This window comes from Mesorhizobium sp. B2-4-19, assembly GCF_006441315.1.
In the GTDB taxonomy this organism is placed as follows: Bacteria; Pseudomonadota; Alphaproteobacteria; order Rhizobiales; family Rhizobiaceae; genus Mesorhizobium.
This window is the reverse complement of record NZ_VFUV01000003.1, coordinates 341,012-358,397: the sequence shown is the minus strand read 5'-3', so window position 1 is coordinate 358,397 and position 17,386 is coordinate 341,012. Positions and strand designations below refer to the sequence as shown.

The window sequence follows — 17,386 nt, the reverse complement described above, 5'->3', positions numbered from 1 at the left end:
CGTTCAGCCAAGGAGCAAAATCCGTGAAACGTCTCGCACTGTCGCTCGTCTTCTCGCTGCTGGCTTCGTCAGCCTTCGCCTTCCCGGTCACCGTCGACAGCTGCGGCAAGCCGCTGACCTTCGACGCGCCGCCCAAGCGCGCCGTCATCCATGATCTCAACATGGCCGAAATGGCCTTCGCGCTGAAGCTGCAGCCGTCGATCGTCGGCCTGACCGGCATCACCGGATGGTACAAGATCGGCCCCGAGTTCAAGGCCGAGCAGGGTTCCATCCCGGAACTGGCGCCCAAATACCCGACGCTCGAAAACCTCGTCGCCGTCGAGCCCGATTTCTTCTTCGCCGGCTGGTATTATGGCATGAAGCCGGGTGGCGACGTGACGCCCGACACGCTCGCCCCGCACGGCATCAAGACGCTGGTGCTGACCGAAAGCTGCGTCCATCTCGACAAGAACCGTCCGGCCGCCTCGATGGACCTGCTCTACGGCGATGTCGAAAAGCTGGGCAAGATCTTCGGCAAGGACGCGGACGCGGAGAAGCTCGTCTCCGGCTGGAAGGCGCAATTGGCAGACATCATGGCGAAAGTCGGCGACCGAAAGGGGACGCGGGTATTCCTTTATGACTCAGGTGAGGACAAGCCGTTCACCGCAGGCAAATTCGCCATTCCGAGCGCCATGATCACGGCGGCGGGTGGCGACAACATCATGGCCGACATGGACACCAGCTGGGGCAACACGGACTGGGAAACCGTGGCGTCGCGCAATCCGCAGTTCCTCATCCTGCTCGACTACCAGGATGGCGGCGGCTACAGGAAGCTGCTCGATTTCTTGAAGGCGCACCCGGCGATGAAGGAGACGGATGCGGTCAAGAATGAGCGCTTCGTGGCGCTCCGCTATGCCGAACTGACGCCCGGGCCGGCAAACATCGAGGCGATCGGCAAGATCGCCAGGGCGATGCATCCGGAAGCGTTCTGATGCTTGTTGCCCCTGGGCATAGATCCGGTGCGCTTTCGGGACACAAGGCATTCGCGCTGGCGATGGTGGCGGGCACGACGGCGATCGTCGCCCTCGTGCTGCTGTCGATCGCCTATGGTTCGACGCTGATCCCGCTGACCGACGTCATCGCCTCGCTTGGGCAGGCCGTCGGGTTGAACGAACACCAGGTGTCTGGCCCGGTCGGCAAGATCGTCGTCGATCTCAGGCTGCCTCGCACGATCCTGGCGGTCTGTGTCGGCGGCGGCCTCGGCATAACAGGCGCCTTGCTGCAGACGGTGACCCGCAACGATCTTGCCGATCCTTTCCTGTTCGGCCTGTCGTCGGGGGCGGCCGCCGGTGCCGTTTCCGTCATCACCGTCTTTGGTGACAGTTTCGGCATCTGGACCTTGCCGGTCGCCGCCTTCACAGGCGGCATATTGGCCGCCTGCATCGTCCTGCTGCTGGTCGCGCGGGTGAGGGGGCAGGGACCCGAACGGCTGATCCTCGCCGGCCTTGCCGTTTCCTTCCTGTTCACTGCCCTGACCAACTATCTGGTTTTTGCCGGCGACCAGCGCGCCGCCCATTCGGTGCTGTTCTGGACGATGGGCGGGCTCGGGCTGGCGCGCTGGGACAACGTCTGGCTGGGCGCCTTGGGCGCCGGAACGATTGCTGCCTACGGGCTGTGGAACCACCGCAGGCTGGACGCCTTCCTGGCGGGTGAAAGTGCTGCCGAAAGCCTTGGCGTGCCGGTGGCGCGGATGCGTAGGACGACGTTTCTCGTCGCCGCCTTTTCGACGGCAATTCTCGTCTCGGTCGCCGGCGTCATCGGCTTTGTCGGGCTTATGATCCCGCATCTGTCGCGGCCGCTGGCCGGTCCCTTGCATCTGCGCCTGATCGCCAGCTGTGCGCTGTTCGGGGCGGTGCTGTTGCTGGCAAGCGATCTGCTGGCGCGAACCCTGCTGCCGCCGCAGGAACTGCCGATCGGCATCATCACCAGCTCGCTCGGCGCCTTCTTCGTCGTCACGCTGGTCATGAGAAACCGCCTCTGACCGCTCGGAGCCTGCTGTCTCAGACTGTCCAGAAATAGCGCACGATGTGAAAGAAGATGGGGGCAGCGAAGATCAGGCTGTCGGTACGCATAGCTGGTCAGCCGGGCACCTGAAAACGGCAATTCGCCGTTGCGCGGAAACAGCCAGAGCGCGAAAAAACCGAGCAGCGCGCCGGTCGGGATGTCGATGAAATGATGCTGCCAGGTCGTCAGCACCGAGGCGCCGATCAGGAAGCACCAGCCGTGCCAGAGCGGCAGGAGAAGGCGACCGAGCCGGTGGCGCCAATGGTCCCAGATGATCACCAGCAGGGCGATGTGCAGCGAGGGCGCCTGGTTGAAAGGTTTGTCGAAGCCGCCAAGCACGGCAAACATGAAGCCCGGCAGGCCGGTCGTTTCCGGCCGCACGAACGTTGCGGTCAGCGGGAACAGGATGAAGCAGGTGACGGCGACGAGTTGCGCTGTGAGATAGCGGCCGGCCAGGCGGTCGACCCCTTGCCGGTTGTCGTTAAGCAGCAGCGACAGGCCGTAGAACAGGTTGATCGACCAGTAGGGCACGATGGTCCAGGCGACGAACGGGATGCTGTGTTCCCAGGAGAACACGGTGCTGCCGACATCGTCGCGCCGCGACGCCAGCCAGTTGGCGAAGCCATAGGTCAGGTAGAAGAACGGCGCCAGGAACGCCAGCCACAACGCAGCCCTCACGACCACACGGCCATAGGGTTCGGCGGCGGCGATGGCTGCGGATTGCGAAGCTTCGGGATCAGTCGGCATGCCTCGGCTGGTCCTACAGGCGCCGTGCGACCGAGACGGTGAAGATGCCCCATTGGTCGATGCGCTGGTCGAGCTTCTCGAAACCGGCGGCTTCGACGAGCTGGTCCATTTCGCCTTGCGTGCGCCGGCGCATGACCCATGCCTGTCCGCCGCGATGGGACGTCAGGCTGCGCGCGATCATCTCGAGTTGCGGATGCCAGGGCTGGTTGGTGTAGATGAGCAGGCTGCCCCGCTGCATGGCGCGGGCCAGTCCGCCAAGCGAGCGGGCGATCATGGCATTGTCGGAGAACAGTTCGTAAAGGCCCGAAACGATGGCGAGGTCCGGCGCCGGATCGATAGCGGCGAGCATGTCGGCATCGAAAGCGTCGGCGCGCTGGAACGAGACGCTGGCCGGCAATTGCCGCTCGGCGATCAGCTTGCGGCCAAGCCCGACATTGAGGTCGGAATAATCCTGCAGGCGCACGCTTGCCGGCTGATCGGGACGACCAGCGGCGGCAGCGTCCAAAACAGCGACTCTCGCTGCCCGGCTGCCGCGCATCGGTTGCTGAGGCGTCGACCAATCGTCGACGGTCACGGTGGGCACGCACATTTGCCGGCTTTTGAACGACGTGGTGCTTGAATAGTAAGCACGCTTATTATATATACCGCTCATGGTTTCGGACGGCATCGACAGATTGGGATTTTTAATCCACGACGTGCAGCGCCTGATGCGCAAGCGTTTCGAGACGCGTGCCAGCGGGCTCGGCCTGTCGTCGGCGCAATGGCGCCTGATGGTGCGCGTCGCCAAGGAAGAGGGCGTTAGCCAGGCCCGGCTCGCGGAGTTGCTCGAAATCGAGCCGATCAGTGTCTCGCGCCTCGTCGACCGGATGGAGGAGGGCGGCTGGATCGAGCGCCGCGCCGCCGCCGCCGACCGCCGCGTACGCATGATCTTTCCGACGGCCAAGGCGAGCGCCGCCTATGCCGAGGTCAAGAGCCTGGCCGGCGAGGTCTATGAGGAATCGCTCGTCGGCGTTTCGCCGGAGGACCGTCGCGTCCTGATCAGGGCGCTCGATGCGATGGCACAGAATCTCGCCGACGGCGATATCTCGGAAAAAGTCGAGCCTACGAAAGGCGCAGCAGCATGAACGCGGTAGCCAAAGTCGACGAAAACGCCGCCAAGGTGGAGATGGAAGCCCCGGCCCAGCCGGCCGCCGCTCCCGTCGCGGTCGTTCCGCCCGTTGAGCCGGTCCCGGCGCCGAAGAAGAAGCGCCGCATGGGCCGCTTCCTCCTCATGCTTGTCTTGCCGGCGGCGCTGGTCATCGGTGGTGGTTATGTCTGGGTGACCGGCGGCCGCTATCAGGGGACGGAGAACGCCAATCTGCAGCAGGCCAAGGTATCGATCGCCTCGGACACGGCCGGCCGCATCGTCCAGGTTGCCATATCAGACCATCAGATGGTCAAGCAGGGCGACCTTCTGTTCACCATCGATCCCGAGCCTTATCGGATCGCGCTTGCTCAGGCCGACGCCGCGGTTGCCGCCGCGCGCCTCAATGTCGAGCAGCTGCGCGCCGCCTACAGCCAGTCGATGGCACAGGAGAAGTCCGCCGGCAGCGAGGTCGACTACGCCCAGTCGCAGTATGACCGCGCCGCCGATCTCGCGCAGAAGGGCATCAACGCCAAATCGTCTCTGGACGAGGCCCGCAACGACCTCGACAAGGCCAAGCAGCAGGTCGCCGTCGCCCAGCAGGGCATCATCAGCGCCAAGGCCGCGCTCGGCGGCAACCCCGATATCGAAACCGACAAGCATCCGACCGTAATGGCCGCGCTCGCCGCGCGCGACAAGGCCGCCTACGACCTCGCGCGGACCACGGTGAAGGCGCCCGCCGATGGCGTCATCTCCCAGGCCTCGTCCTTCAAGGTCGGCCAGTTCGTCGGCTCCGGCACGCCGCTGTTTTCGCTGGTCGAGACCAACGACACCTGGATCGATGCCAATTTCAAGGAAACTCAGCTCACCAACATGAAGCCGGGCCAGAAGGCTGAGATCGTCGTCGATACCTATCCGGGCAAGACCTTCGAGGCGACGGTCAAGGCGATCGGTGCGGGAACGGGCGCAGAATTCTCGCTGCTGCCTGCCCAGAACGCCACCGGCAACTGGGTCAAGGTCACGCAACGCATCCCGGTGCGACTGGAACTGACCGATCCCGACGCCAAGATGGCGCTGCGGACCGGCATGAGCGCCTCGGTCACGGTCGATACCGGCGTTGCCCGCGGCTTTCCGGCCATATTCGGCCACGCCACGGCTGGCGAGGTCGTGCAGTAAGTCGGCGGAAGTCCGCGGCGCCAGGCAGGTGCAAGCGGATAGCCAAGGATTGGTCTGAGGGGAGGAGTGAGAAGGATCAGCGTTTGGTTCAAGCCGTGTCGCGGCCTGGCTGAAATCTGAAATCTTCGACACGGACCCTTCGGTCCTCATGTTTCCGGGCGGCAGGCATCCGCTCACCAGAGACTTTCGGTCGATGTAACCCCCACATCGATAATCGCGTCCCACCGCGATGAAGGTCTCAACGGAAGCCTCTGCCGCCCGGAAACCCCGGTGTACACGTTTTTGTTACCTGCTGGAAGTTCCGCATCATGAGCACGCCAGAGCCATTTCGAGAGGTGCCGCATCGCGGCCTGATCACGGTTGCGCTCATGCTGGCGACCATCATGCAGGCGCTCGACACCACCATCGCCAATGTCGCGCTGCCGACCATGACGGGCGACCTCGGCGCGTCCCCGGACAACATCAACTGGGTGCTGACCTCCTATATCGTCGCCGCCGCCATCATGACGCCGGTCACCGGCTGGCTCGCCGACCGCTTCGGCCGCAAGGAATTGTTCCTGACGGCGGTGGTCGGTTTTACCATCTTCTCCATGCTGTGCGGCCTGGCATGGAGCCTTGAAACCATTGTGCTGTTCCGGCTGATGCAAGGCGTGTTCGGCGCCGCCATCGTGCCGCTGTCGCAGACATTCCTGCTCGACATCAATCCCAAGGAGCGCCACGGCCAGGCAATGGCGATCTGGGGCGCCGGCATCATGCTGGGACCGATCCTGGGTCCGACGCTGGGCGGCTGGCTGACCGAGAATTTCAACTGGCGCTGGGTGTTCTTCATCAACCTGCCGGTCGGCATCGTCGCCTTCCTTGGCATGGCGGCCTATCTGCCGGCCGTTGCCCGGCGGGTGCGCAGCTTCGATTTCTTCGGCTTTGCCATGATATCGCTCGGCGTCGGCGCGCTGCAGCTGATGCTGGATCGCGGCGGCGAGGTCGACTGGTTTTCCTCGGTCGAGATATGGATCGAGCTCGGCTTGGCCATCACCGGTTTCTGGGTGTTCATCATTCACACGATGACCGCGGACCATCCTTTCATCGATCCGAAGATTTTCCTCGACCAGAATTTCGTGACCGGGCTGGCGTTCATCTTCGTCATGGGTGTGCTCATCCTGGCCTCGATGTCGCTGCTGCCACCGATGCTGTCGACCATCTTCGGCTATCCGACCATCACCATCGGCATCGTCATCGGTCCGCGCGGTATCGGCACGATGATCTCGATGCTCGTCGTCGGGCGCATCATGGGAAAGATCGACGCCAGGATTCTCGTCGTCATCGGTTTTCTGCTGACCGCGCAGTCGCTCTACACCATGGCGAGCTTCACACCGCAGATGGATAACTGGCTGATCGTCAGCTCCGGCGTGATCCAGGGCCTGGGCATGGGAATGGTGTTCGTGCCGCTGTCGACGGTCGCCTTCGCCACGCTCGACGCACGCTACCGCACCGACGCAACCGCGCTCTTCAGCCTGGTGCGCAATCTCGGCTCGTCGATCGGCGTCTCGGTCGTGACGGTGCTATTGGTGCGCAACACGCAAATCAACCACGCCGAGCTTTCGGCCTTCATCAGCCCGTTCAATCCCAATCTCTGGGCCGTCTCGCCGGCCGCCGCGGGCGGCGATCCGATGGCGCTCTCTCAGGTCGATCGCATGGTCAATCTCCAGGCGATGATGATCTCCTACGTCAACGACTTCAAAATACTGATGGTGATGACGCTGGCCGCCATCCCGTTCGTCTTCCTGCTGCGCAAGCCAAAGGTCGGTCCGGCCGGCGGCCGCGCACCTGCGGCGCATATGGACTGAGCCGGCGGCGGGCGGTCCGCCTGCCGTCTAGATGGACTGGGATTGGCGTGCCGGTTGGTGCCGGCGAATAGCCGAAGCGGCCTTGGCAGACGCTACCTGCCGAGCACCAGCGACCAATAGCGCAGGTTGGGATCATGTCCGTCGCGGACATAGGCGAGCCCGAAGCGGCTGAAATCCTGATCGAGTATGTTGCGCCGGTGGCCTTGCGAATGCATCCAGATGTCGAACAGTTTTTGCTGGTCGAAGCGGCCTTCGGCGATGTTCTCGGCCGCGGCGCCCCGCACGCCATTGTCCTTCATGCGCGATGCGAAATCCTTGCCCCAGCCCGTGGTATGGCTCATGCGCTCGCGCGACGCCATATAGCCGGCCTGCTGCAGCGCCGCCTGTTCGAGCTGGGCGTCCGGCGTCAGCGGGCCGAGCCCGGCTGAGGCGCGCAAGGCCGACAGAGTAGCCGTGGCGGAGGAAGAGACGCCGGCACTTTCGCCCGTCGGTACAGAGACGGTGCTGCAGGCGGAAAGCGCGGCAATGGCTGCAAGGCCGGCGACCTTGAGCAACCTGCGCCTGTTCGGATGCGGGATTGGGGAGTTTGCAGTTTTCGCGACTATCATGCCCACCTGACATAATGGCGATCATGGCTTTTGCCGGGCACGGCCGTAAGATCCAAGATGGAAATGCAGCTTGGCCGCTCATTTCACAAGCGTGATGAGGCGGCTGGCATACATCTCGCGATTTCCAAACACGGCGGTGCAGTCGGTCTTGATGGATGAGTTTCCGGTCATCTGCACGGTCGAGCCAACAAGCCTCAGACAGTCGCCCTGACCGCTCATATCCGAGTTGCCTCCAAAGGATATCGCCGCGTCCGGCGCATAGACGAACCCGCTGATCGCGGAATTTGCACCGCCATTCAGCGTCAGGGCCGAGGTGTTGCCGCGGTTCTCGAAAATGGTGATGCCGGCGAAGGGACCGCTGGTGGGTGGAGATAGGTTTACCTGTTCATTGGCATTTATGGTGATCTGCGAGCCCTCCACGAGGAATAAGGTCACGCCCTGACCGGTCAGGCTGCCGTTGCCGCCGGGTTTTAGGGTGACGCTACGGAAGATGTAGACGCCCGGATTGAGCGTGATGTTTCCCGACAACGTCTTGTCGCAATAGGTTCCAGGCGACAGCGTATAGGTTCTGCCGTTCGGGACCGGCAGGCACAATGTGTAAGGGGGAGGAACGACGTCCGCCAGAGGATCGAAAGATGCATATTGATGTTCGAGCGGGGCTCCGCAGGTGAGATTGGCGCTTGGCGGCGAAAGCCCGTAAGTGCTGCCGACGGTCGAGACGCAGCCCGCCGAAATCTGCGCGGAACCGCCCCTGCTGACAGCATCGGGCGCATCCGAGTTTGCCGCGATGACGCAACTGCTCATGGAGACATCGGTCGAGCCCTGCAGGCTTACCGCGGCCGACGCATGTGGATCGAGCGCCAGAACGCAGGCCTGCGCACCGGGATTCATCTTGACCGTGGCCGAGCGGTGAGCTGGCCATGGGGCCGCGCCATTGATGAAGCTCGGACGGTTGATGCTGGATGAAAGCGAGATGTAGTAGGCGCTCGGGTCGCCGCTGGCGGTTGCCGAAAAAGCCGAGACGCTGTCTGCATATTCCTGCTGGTCGGCGAGGCTCAAATTGGCCGCAAAGAATGTCGACCCAAGTGCCTCGACATCACTCGCGGCCATGCTGGGCAGGTACTTCGTGCCGACGGCAAGTCCAGCCGCGTCCAGCGAGTTTTGCAATTGCGCGGCGTCGTCACTGGTGCCTGTCAGATCGATCGCGCCGGCCACCACAACCATTATCGGCAGCATCGCTATGGCTGTCGCCATGGCAAAGTTGCCGCGCTTGGAAAGCCAGAAGCCTCTCAATGTGAACATCGTCCGCCGCCAAGGTTTGCAATGCCCAGGTGATACGCTCGGGATATCTAAGAGTAATTTAAGCAATTGCTAAAATGCATGGGTTCTGAAATGAGGCGAGTAGAGTCCGCCGGCCGGCTTTGGCCGGCAGGCGACGACAATCCCGTGAGGACCCGACCGATCATCGATTCGGCGACAACCCCTGACAAATCGGCTATGCTGCCACATCTACTAGTGGCAGCTGCGGGCGGCCATCACGGCGGTGACCGCCCCCGACACACGGGAGGATGGTTATGGCCGGCTTTCATATCATGGCGGACGCCCACGGGATGCATGTGCAGCCCGCGGTGCGCCGCATCACCACGGCGGATCTCTGGGACGCGCTCAGGCTCGGCGCCGAGGATTTCTGGGCAAAACCGTCCCACTACGTGTTCCTGTGTTTGATCTACCCGATCGTCGGCCTGATCCTTACCCGGTGGAGCTCGGGTTCCAACGCCATTCAGCTGGTCTATCCCTTGATGTCGGGCTTTGCCCTCGTCGGGCCTTTTGCCGCGATCGGGCTCTACGAAATCAGCCGCCGGCGCGAACTCGGCATGAACACGAATTGGCGCCATGCGCTGGATGTGCGCCGTTCCCCGGCATTGCCGTCGATCGCGGTCATCGGCGTCATGCTGTTTGCGCTGTTCCTGTTGTGGCTGTACACCGCGCAATCGATCTACACCGGCCTGTTCGGCGACCAGCCGCCGGCCTCGATCGGCGCCTTTGTCCGCGACGTGCTGACGACGGGCAAGGGCTGGACCCTGATCCTGCTTGGCAATGCGGCCGGTTTTGTCTTTGCGGTGGTGGTGCTGGCCACAACGGTGATCGCCTTCCCTTTGCTGCTCGACCGTGATGTCGGTGCCGTCTCGGCAATCGAAACCTCGGCCCGGGCGGTGATGGCAAACCCGCTGCAGATGGCGCTGTGGGGCCTGCTGGTTGCCGTGCTTCTGGTGATCGGCTCGATCCCGCTGTTTGCCGGTTTGGCGGTGGTCATGCCGATCCTGGGCCATGCCACCTGGCACCTCTACCGCAAGGTAGTCGAGCCGGCGCAGATCCGGCCGATCCGCCGGCCGATGTAGGGAGCCATATCTCCGGCAACCAGGCGGACGCCCCAAGTCTGTAACGTCGGTCAAGAGCGCCGCTGGCACCCAATGGCCGGAGTCTGCCGATGGCACACAAGATGCTGGCGCTCGTGAAAAGAATTGTTTGGCTGGCCTGCTTCGGCATTGCAGGACACAACGCCGCGCATGCGGATGCCAGCCATCTGGTGCAATTTGAAAGTGCCGCGATAACGCCAACGCCTTTTCAGGTGCGCAAGGCCCAGGCAAGCGGCATGGCGGTCCCGACCTTGATTCTGGCCGGTGAGCTTGACGATTTCAGTCCCATCGAGAAGTGCCGAGAGATGATGACCCGGCGCCCGGATATCAGCGCTGCGCGTCGGTCGCCATCTTCAGCGCCAGCGCCGTCAGCACGCCTCCCATCATCCAGCGCTGGATGACCAGCCACAATGGCCGTCCGGCAAGGAAGGTGGCGATCGAACCGGCCGTCACCGCGATGATCGCATTGACGGTCAGGCTGATTGAGATCTGCGTCGCGCCCAGAACCAATAGCTGCGACAGCACATGGCCTTTGCCGATGCTGATGAATTGCGGCAGCAGCGACAGATAGAGAACGGCCACCTTGGGGTTGAGCAGATTGGTCATCAGCCCCATGGCGAACAGCTTGCGCGGCCGGTCTTTCGGCAGATCGCGCACCTGGAACGGCGAACGTCCGCCCGGCTTCACCGCTTGCCAGGCAAGCCACAGGAGATAGAGCACGCCGGCAAGGCGCAGCGCGTCGTAGGCATAGGGCACGGCGAGCAGCAGCGCGGTGATGCCGAACGCCGCCGACAGCACATAGAACAGGAAACCGACCGCGACCCCGCCAAGCGAGATCAGTCCGGCCTTCGGCCCTTGCGACAGCGAGCGCGAGATCAGGTAGATCATGTTCGGGCCTGGCGTCAGCACCATGCCGAGGCAGACCAGCGCGAAGGCGATATGGTTGGCGGTATCCGGCATTGTTCGTCCCCAAGCACGCTCGCGATCGATGTGCGATCGCGCGAGCAGCCAATATCTGCCTGTCACGGCATGCGCCCGCAAGGGCTTGCCGGCACCAGGTGTTGCGCCAGAGGAGCGATTACAGCATGTCGCTCCAAAGTGCCTCCGGTTTCGGGGCAACGACATGCATAAAGAAGGACCCAAAGCGCCGTTTCGACGCGGCGCGCCTTAGCCGACCACCCGCAGGTTCGACAGTTCGTTGCCGATTTCCTTGAAGTCGTTCGACAGGCTGGCGCCGGTCGCATTCCAGAACAGCTTCGCCGGTTTGCTCGGATCCGTCGGGTCCTTGCGGAAGCGCGAGTCCGACGAGCAGGATTTCAGCGCATCGATCGCCAGCTTGTCGCTGGCCTTGGTCGTCGACAGGTCGAGCGCCACCGTCATCACCATGATGTTGGCCGCCTTGGCGTTGTTGCAAAGCGTTGCCATCTGCTCGTTGAGCGCATCGGTGTAGTTGCCGTTCGAATAGTCGAACTGACCGATGGCGCTCGATGTGCCCATGAACATGCGGCCGACCGAGGTGCCGTTGTAGCCGGGGTTGAGATAGCCGTAGGACGCGTAGGTGGATTTCGAGTTGGCGGGGTCCGAATAGCCAAGCGAGGACGGCGTGTAGTAGGTGTTGGCGCCGTCGGTCAGCACGATCACCACCTTGTCATTGCCTTTTTCCGTTTCCTGGCGCCCTTGCGTGAACGGTTCGCCGCTTGAGACCACCCGCCAGCCCCACGCCATGCCCTCGGGAACATTGGTTCCGCCATTCGGCTGCATCAGGTCGATCGCCGCCTTGATCGAGGTGGCCCCATCGGCGACGCTCACATCGGTCAGTGGTGTGATCGGATTGGTGGTGCAGCTGTAGTTCGGGCCGTTGCCGGCGGGCAGCGCCGGCGCATCGATTGGCCGCGGCTGGAAATATTTGGCCATGTTTCGCAGCCGCGCTTGACCGGTGCTGCTCGTAGGATCGTCATTCCACCAGCTGTTCACCGCGCCGTAGGCCACCGGGGCGGCCTCGTCGGGATCCTGCGTGAGCTTCCAGCGGTTGCCGGGTTCGTCCGGTGCGAACATCGGCACGAACATCGTTGCCGGATCGCCGGCGCCTATGCCTGTGTTGGCCGAGCCGCCGGACGGCGAAGCGTCGTTGACATTGTAGGGATAGGGCCGGGCCTCCACGCAGCCTTGCCAGCTGGCGAACGGACCGTAGGAATCGATGTAGTCGTATTCGTCGTGGCTGCGTTTGCAGGTGTTGTTCGAATTGTACTCGTCGCAAACCACCCGCTTGCTGTTGACGACACGCTCGTGGTTGGTGACGACCTTCATGTCCCGGTAGAGTGAAAACCGGGTCAGCATCTGCCCTTCCTCGCTGCCCCAGCCGGTGCCGCGTTTGTACCAGATGCCGTTGGTCTGCTGGGCATATTTGTTGGCCGCGTTCAGCGTCGACCAGTCGAAATTCTCGTTCGACACCGGCGACAGGCCCTCCGTGTCCATCCACGAGGCGTTGCCATTGTCGGGGCCGACATTGACCGAAGCGGCAAAGGGCACGAGGCCGAACTGCACCGGCTTGTCGACCTGCTTGATCATGACCGCCTGTTGGGCCAGCGTGTCGACCAGCTGTTTGGACGCTGTCTTGAGAAGATCGATGCGCTTTTGGCCCGAGCCCGTGCCGAGCGTGGTCATCGATCCGGAATTGTCGAGCACCAGGGCAACTTCCAGCGTGTTCTTCAGCCTGACCTGAGAGGTGACGCTGAAGTTGATCTTCTGGTTCGCATCGGTTGCCGATTTGCCGACGAGCTGGGCGAAGGCAGGATAGAAATAGGGCTTGTAGGCAAGCTGCGCCGTCATCGTGAGCAGGCCGCCGCCGCTGGTGTTGCTGGGCAAGGTGACGTTGAGCGTCGCGCTGGCCGGATCGATATCGTTCAGGTTGGCATTGAAGAAGTCGAGCGCATAGGCTTTCAACTGGTCGTCGGTCGCGCCTTCCGTCAGCCGGCGCGCCGTGGCGAAGTTGGCGGCATCAAGCGCATTCGTCACCATCTGCTTTTCGCGGTTCATTTCCGTGAAGTCGACCGCGATCGCCAGGCCACCCATCAGCGGCACCATCGCCACAACAGTCATAAGAGCATAGTTGCCGCGCCTGTCGCGGCGGAACTGACGCCAAAGTTCATGCATGACTTGCAGCGGCCCCCGCCTGCGGATTCTCGATTGACGCCAGCCTTCCACAAAACGCTGAAGGACGGATTTGGGAAACCGCTCTATTGCTTGGTCGGCGCTTCACCAAGCGCTAACCAATGCAGGCCTGCGGCCCCGATCCGGTCTAAGGCGAACGCCCTGTCGGGGCAGGGCGTTCGCGGCCTGGCGATCAGCTGACGATGCGAAGGTTGGACAGTTCGTTGCCGATCGCCTTGAAATCGTCGGAGAGTGTTGCTCCGGTCGAATTCCAGAACAGTTTCATCGGCTTGCTCGGATCGGCCGGATCCTTGCTGAAGCGGGAATCCGACGAACAGGCCTTCAGCGCATCCATCTGTGTTTTTTCCGCCGTCTTGGTGGCATCGAGGTCGAGCGCAATGGTCATGACCATGATGTTGGCGGCCTTGGCGTTGTTGCACAGCGTGGTGAAATACTCGTTCATCGCCTTGGTGTAGTTGGCGTTCGAATAATCATCCTTGGCGACATTGGCGCTGGTGCCCAGGAACATACGACCATAGCTGTATGTGTTGTTGTATGGTTTGACGTAGCCAAGGGCCGAATAGATGGCTTTCGCGCCTGCCAGATCATTGCCGCCGTAAGCCCAGTTGGGTCCTGAATAGGTCTGCGCCGTCACCGATGTCGGCGTGTAATATGTATTTGCGCCGTCGGTCAGGACGATCAGAACCTTATCGTTGCCTCTTTCCGTCTCAGCCCTGCCCTCGGTGAAGGGAGCCGCGCTGGAAAGGGTCCTCCATCCCCAGGCCATGCCTTCCGGCACATTGGTGGCGCCGTCGGCGGCCATGGCGTCGATCGAAGCCTTGACCGCGGTCGCACCGGTTGTCGTCGAAACGTCGGTCAGAGGCGTGATGGCCGTGGTGGTGCAACTGGTATTGGGGCCGGCATCCATGCCATAGGCCGACGTGACCGTGTTGCCCGGATCGGCGAAATATTTCGGCATGTAGCGCTGACGTTCCGCGCTGGTGCTGTTGCCCGGCGTGGTGTCGGTGCGCCAATTGTTGTTGGCGGGCCGGCTGCTGCTGTCGGTAAGGTCGGTTTCATCAGGTGCGAACATCGGCACGAACAGCGTTGCGGGCGTTCCTGTCGAAGCTGGCGTATCCTGGATATTGTAGGGGTAGGGACGGGACTCGACGCAGCCGCCCCAGTTGGCGACGGTGTCATAGGTATATGTCGCGTTCGAAGTGCAAGTGCCGTCCCAGCTCTTCGAACTGCACGCCGAAACCCGCTTCATCTGCTTGTAGAGCGAGAACCGGGTCAACGGCAGATCTTTCTGGGTTGCGTCCCAACCATTGCCTTTCGCATACCAGACGCCAGCGATGTTCTGGGCATATTTGGTGGACGAATAGGAAGAACTCATGGTCGTCCAGTCGAAATTCTCATGATGGATCGGCGAGATGCCGGTCGTGTCCATCCATGCCGCCGAGGCATTGCCCGAGCCGACATTGACCGAGGCGGCGAAGGGAACCAGGCTGAACTGAACCGGATTGGAGACCTGCCTCATTTGCTGGGCCTGGCCTGCCAACTGGTCGACCAGCTGCTTGGCGGCACTCTTGAGGAGGTCGAACCGTACCTTGTTCGAACCCTTGCCGAGGTCGTTCATCGAGCCGGAATTGTCGAGCACCAGGGACACTTCCAGCGTGTTCTTCAGGCGGACTTCGGAGCATGTGTTGAAGACGATGTTGGTGGGACCGGCGCTGCCGCCAAGCAGCAGTCTCGCCGCCGGCAGGAAGTAGGGCTTGTAGGTCAAGGTGCCGCAAAGCTTCAATGTTCCGCCGCCGGTGTTGTTGTTGGGCAGCGTCACGGCCAGGGTGGTGTTGGCCGGATCGATATGCGCGAGATTGGCTTCGAAGAAATTCTTGGCGTAGGCCTTGGCATCGGTGTCGCTGGCGCCAGCAACGATCTGCTGGGCAGTGGCGACGCCGGCCGCGTCCAGGGCGTTCAAGGCGTTTTGTCGCTGCCGCGTCATTTCCGTATAGTCGACGCCGATTGCCAGGCCACCCATGAGCGGTACCATGGCGACGACAGTCATGAGCGCGTAATTGCCACGCCGATCGCGTCCGAATCTCCGGATCATTGCTTCAAAATACCCCCGCCAAAATCGATAATCGGTGGGGATCGTGTCATAAATCGTTAAATTTCACGTTGCCGTAATATGTCCAAGGTAGAGCCGCCCTTTCAATGCGCGTTAACCAAACCCTGTCCAGCGGTGGCTTGGGCGCCAACAGATAGCGCCGTTTGGGCGCATAGGGGCGCCTTCGCGTCGATCTCCAGGTGAAAGCTGGTGACAGCATGGATCGGTTCGGATAATTCGAACCCGCTGCGGCGACCGTCGGCCGCGGCACTCGCAACGCTCATATTGAAGGAAACGGCATGGCGGATTCGCCTGACATCGTCGGCTCGCTCGAAGACGTCTCAAAAGCCTATTCGGCAATTCTTTGCGATGTCTGGGGCGTGGTGCACAATGGCGAATGGCATTTCCCGGCTGCTGCGGTGGCGCTGGCCAGGGCAAGGGCAGCCGGCATTCCCGTTGTTCTCATCACCAATTCGCCCCGCCGCAGCGCCGATGTCGTGGCCCAGATGAGTGTGATCGGCGTTCCGCCGTCAGCTTACGACCGTGTCGTGACCTCGGGCGACGTGACCCGCGACCTGATCGCGGAAGGCCCACGCAAGATCTTCCATATCGGCGCCGACCGCGATCTGACACTCTATGACGGCCTCGATGTCGACCTCGTCGAGGAATTCGAGGCCGCCGGCGTCGTATGCACCGGGCTGTTCGATGACGAGGTCGAGAAGCCTCAGGATTATACCGACCTTCTGCGGCGATTGCGTGCCAGGAACCTGCCATTCATCTGCGCCAATCCCGATATCATGGTGGAACGCGGCGAACGCATCATCTGGTGCGCCGGCGCGCTGGCGCGCGACTATGCCCAGCTCGGCGGCCGTACGCTGATTGCGGGAAAGCCCTACGCGCCGATCTACGACCTTGCGATGAAGGAGGTGGCGGAGGTGCTTGGCCGACCGGTCGAGCGTCCTCGGGTATTGGCCATCGGCGATGGGATGATGACCGATGTGAAGGGCGCGGCCGACAATGGTTTCGACGTCCTCTATGTCTCCGGCGGTATCCACGCCCGCGACTATGGCGATGCATCCCAGCCGGATCCGGCCAAGCTCGGGCTCTTCCTGGAGCGGCACGGCTATCGTCCGGCGGCCGTCATGGTCAGACTGCAGTAGGTGGCGATGGTAGGCTTCCAGCATCTCACCGCGACCGCGCCGCTGCCCGCCGATCTGCGTGGCGGCGTTGTCGCGATCGGCAATTTCGATGGCGTCCACCGTGGCCATCAAGCGGTGCTCGAACGGGCGTTGGCCGAGGCTCTGCGACGTGACGTGCCGGCCTTGGTGCTGAGCTTCGAACCGCACCCGCGAAAGGTCTTCAGGCCCGACATGCCGCTGTTCGTGCTGACGCCGCCGCCGATGAAGGCGCGGCTCTTGTCCTTGCTGGGTTTTGCCGCGCTCGTCGAGCAGCCGTTCACGCGCGACTTCGCCGCGCTGTCGGCGGAAGCCTTCGTCACCGACGTGCTGGAGAGGACGCTCGGCATTACCCACGCCGTGACCGGTTTCGATTTCCATTTCGGCAAGGACCGCCAGGGCGGACCGGCCTATCTGATGGCAGCCGGTGAACGCCATGGCTTTGGCGTCACGCTCGTCGACGCTTTTCGCGACGAGGGCGCCGAGGTGGTTTCGTCGAGCCGGATCCGGGCCCTGCTTTGCGATGGCGGGGTAGTCGAGGCCGCCGGTCTGCTCGGCTATCGCTTCACGGTCGAGGCCGAAGTGATCGGCGGCCAGCAGCTCGGCCGCACACTGGGCTTTCCCACCGCCAATATGAGGCTTTCACCGGAAGCGACCCTGAAGGAAGGGATTTATGCCGTCCGCTTCCGACGCGCCGACGGCACGCTGCATGACGGCGTCGCCAGCTTCGGCCGCCGCCCGACGGTCGACGACAATGGCGCACCGCTTCTGGAAACCTTCGTCTTCGATTTTTCCGGCGATCTCTACGGCGAGACCTGCGAGGTCTCGTTCTTCGGCTTCCTGCGCAGCGAGATCAAATTCGACGGCCTCGATGCATTGGTGGTGCAGATGAAGCGCGATGAAGCCGAGGCCCGGGCGCTGCTTGCCGGCGTCAAGCCGCTTTCACAGCTCGACGCGGCCATTGCGTTCTGAAGCGTGATCCCGAAAAGCGGA

The 17,386-nt window shown here is 62.7% G+C and carries 13 protein-coding genes and 2 pseudogenes; 8 read left to right on the top strand and 7 right to left on the bottom strand.

Going from position 1 to position 17,386, the window contains the following annotated elements:
* The first annotated feature begins 23 nt into the window (after positions 1–23).
* Together FJ546_RS07805 and FJ546_RS07800 are read left to right on the top strand one after the other, a co-directional pair.
* Positions 24–971: an ABC transporter substrate-binding protein gene (locus tag FJ546_RS07805; protein ID WP_140888796.1), complete on the top strand. Its 948-nt coding sequence runs from the start codon at positions 24–26 to the stop codon at positions 969–971.
* Positions 971–2,020: an iron ABC transporter permease gene (locus FJ546_RS07800; protein WP_181167848.1), complete on the top strand. Its 1,050-nt coding sequence runs from the start codon at positions 971–973 to the stop codon at positions 2,018–2,020. The genes FJ546_RS07805 and FJ546_RS07800 overlap by 1 nt, the downstream gene beginning before the upstream one ends.
* 128 nt (positions 2,021–2,148) lie before the next feature.
* On the opposite strand, the pseudogene FJ546_RS31520 reads toward FJ546_RS07800, so the two are convergent.
* Both FJ546_RS31520 and FJ546_RS07790 read right to left on the bottom strand, forming a co-directional pair.
* Positions 2,149–2,790, bottom strand: a pseudogene (locus tag FJ546_RS31520) (phosphatase PAP2 family protein); the annotation flags it as partial.
* Between the two features lie 13 nt (positions 2,791–2,803).
* Positions 2,804–3,298 (bottom strand): annotated as a pseudogene (locus FJ546_RS07790) (class I SAM-dependent methyltransferase family protein); the annotation flags it as partial.
* 142 nt (positions 3,299–3,440) lie between these two features.
* Between FJ546_RS07790 and FJ546_RS07785 the strand changes: the two are divergent.
* From FJ546_RS07785 to FJ546_RS07775, 3 genes are all read left to right on the top strand, one after another.
* Positions 3,441–3,914 (top strand): MarR family winged helix-turn-helix transcriptional regulator, encoded by a 474-nt coding sequence (locus tag FJ546_RS07785; protein ID WP_140888795.1) that lies wholly within the window; start codon positions 3,441–3,443, stop codon positions 3,912–3,914.
* Positions 3,911–5,089: an HlyD family secretion protein gene (locus FJ546_RS07780; protein ID WP_140888794.1), complete on the top strand. Its 1,179-nt coding sequence runs from the start codon at positions 3,911–3,913 to the stop codon at positions 5,087–5,089. The genes FJ546_RS07785 and FJ546_RS07780 overlap by 4 nt, the downstream gene beginning before the upstream one ends.
* Positions 5,090–5,397: 308 nt before the next feature.
* Complete coding sequence (locus tag FJ546_RS07775) at positions 5,398–6,933, top strand: DHA2 family efflux MFS transporter permease subunit (RefSeq protein ID WP_140888793.1); 1,536 nt, start codon at positions 5,398–5,400, stop codon at positions 6,931–6,933.
* A gap of 92 nt (positions 6,934–7,025) precedes the next feature.
* On the opposite strand, the gene FJ546_RS07770 is transcribed toward FJ546_RS07775, so the two are convergent.
* Together FJ546_RS07770 and FJ546_RS07765 are read right to left on the bottom strand one after the other, a co-directional pair.
* Complete coding sequence (locus FJ546_RS07770; protein ID WP_140888792.1) at positions 7,026–7,541, bottom strand: CAP domain-containing protein; 516 nt, start codon at positions 7,539–7,541, stop codon at positions 7,026–7,028.
* Positions 7,542–7,619: 78 nt separating this feature from the next.
* Complete coding sequence (locus FJ546_RS07765) at positions 7,620–8,843, bottom strand: TadE/TadG family type IV pilus assembly protein (RefSeq protein ID WP_140888791.1); 1,224 nt, start codon at positions 8,841–8,843, stop codon at positions 7,620–7,622.
* Positions 8,844–9,115: 272 nt separating this feature from the next.
* Between FJ546_RS07765 and FJ546_RS07760 the strand changes: the two genes are divergently transcribed.
* Positions 9,116–9,940 carry a DUF2189 domain-containing protein gene (locus FJ546_RS07760; protein ID WP_140888790.1) on the top strand — a complete coding sequence of 275 codons (825 nt, stop codon included), beginning with the start codon at positions 9,116–9,118 and terminating at the stop codon, positions 9,938–9,940.
* 345 nt (positions 9,941–10,285) lie between these two features.
* On the opposite strand, the gene FJ546_RS07755 is transcribed toward FJ546_RS07760, so the two are convergent.
* From FJ546_RS07755 to FJ546_RS07745, 3 genes are all read right to left on the bottom strand, one after another.
* On the bottom strand, positions 10,286–10,918 hold the full coding sequence (locus FJ546_RS07755; protein ID WP_140888789.1) for a LysE family translocator: 633 nt from the start codon (positions 10,916–10,918) through the stop codon (positions 10,286–10,288).
* Positions 10,919–11,125: 207 nt separating this feature from the next.
* Positions 11,126–13,111: a TadE/TadG family type IV pilus assembly protein gene (locus FJ546_RS07750; RefSeq protein ID WP_181167847.1), complete on the bottom strand. Its 1,986-nt coding sequence runs from the start codon at positions 13,109–13,111 to the stop codon at positions 11,126–11,128.
* 190 nt (positions 13,112–13,301) lie between these two features.
* Positions 13,302–15,221 (bottom strand): TadE/TadG family type IV pilus assembly protein, encoded by a 1,920-nt coding sequence (locus FJ546_RS07745; protein ID WP_140888788.1) that lies wholly within the window; start codon positions 15,219–15,221, stop codon positions 13,302–13,304.
* Between the two features lie 296 nt (positions 15,222–15,517).
* Between FJ546_RS07745 and FJ546_RS07740 the strand changes: the two genes are divergently transcribed.
* The gene (locus FJ546_RS07740) at positions 15,518–16,378 is read left to right on the top strand and encodes a TIGR01459 family HAD-type hydrolase (RefSeq protein ID WP_140888787.1); all 861 of its coding nucleotides are present in this window, start codon (positions 15,518–15,520) and stop codon (positions 16,376–16,378) included.
* A 6-nt stretch (positions 16,379–16,384) separates the two neighbouring features.
* Positions 16,385–17,365, top strand: a complete 981-nt coding sequence (locus tag FJ546_RS07735) for a bifunctional riboflavin kinase/FAD synthetase (protein ID WP_140888786.1) — start codon at positions 16,385–16,387, stop codon at positions 17,363–17,365.
* Positions 17,366–17,386: the final 21 nt, after the last annotated feature.

Excerpts from the sequence above, each read along its gene's own strand:
- FJ546_RS07760 (WP_140888790.1), top strand. The coding sequence starts at position 9,116 with ATGGCCGGCTTTCATATCATGGCGGACGCCCACGGGATGCATGTGCAG.
- FJ546_RS07750 (WP_181167847.1), bottom strand. The coding sequence starts at position 13,111 with ATGCATGAACTTTGGCGTCAGTTCCGCCGCGACAGGCGCGGCAACTAT.
- FJ546_RS07775 (WP_140888793.1), top strand. The coding sequence starts at position 5,398 with ATGAGCACGCCAGAGCCATTTCGAGAGGTGCCGCATCGCGGCCTGATC.
- FJ546_RS07780 (WP_140888794.1), top strand. The coding sequence starts at position 3,911 with ATGAACGCGGTAGCCAAAGTCGACGAAAACGCCGCCAAGGTGGAGATG.
- FJ546_RS07770 (WP_140888792.1), bottom strand. The coding sequence starts at position 7,541 with ATGATAGTCGCGAAAACTGCAAACTCCCCAATCCCGCATCCGAACAGG.
- FJ546_RS07785 (WP_140888795.1), top strand. The coding sequence starts at position 3,441 with ATGGTTTCGGACGGCATCGACAGATTGGGATTTTTAATCCACGACGTG.
- FJ546_RS07800 (WP_181167848.1), top strand. The coding sequence starts at position 971 with ATGCTTGTTGCCCCTGGGCATAGATCCGGTGCGCTTTCGGGACACAAG.
- FJ546_RS07765 (WP_140888791.1), bottom strand. The coding sequence starts at position 8,843 with ATGTTCACATTGAGAGGCTTCTGGCTTTCCAAGCGCGGCAACTTTGCC.
- FJ546_RS07745 (WP_140888788.1), bottom strand. The coding sequence starts at position 15,221 with ATGATCCGGAGATTCGGACGCGATCGGCGTGGCAATTACGCGCTCATG.
- FJ546_RS07735 (WP_140888786.1), top strand. The coding sequence starts at position 16,385 with ATGGTAGGCTTCCAGCATCTCACCGCGACCGCGCCGCTGCCCGCCGAT.
- FJ546_RS07740 (WP_140888787.1), top strand. The coding sequence starts at position 15,518 with ATGGCGGATTCGCCTGACATCGTCGGCTCGCTCGAAGACGTCTCAAAA.
- FJ546_RS07755 (WP_140888789.1), bottom strand. The coding sequence starts at position 10,918 with ATGCCGGATACCGCCAACCATATCGCCTTCGCGCTGGTCTGCCTCGGC.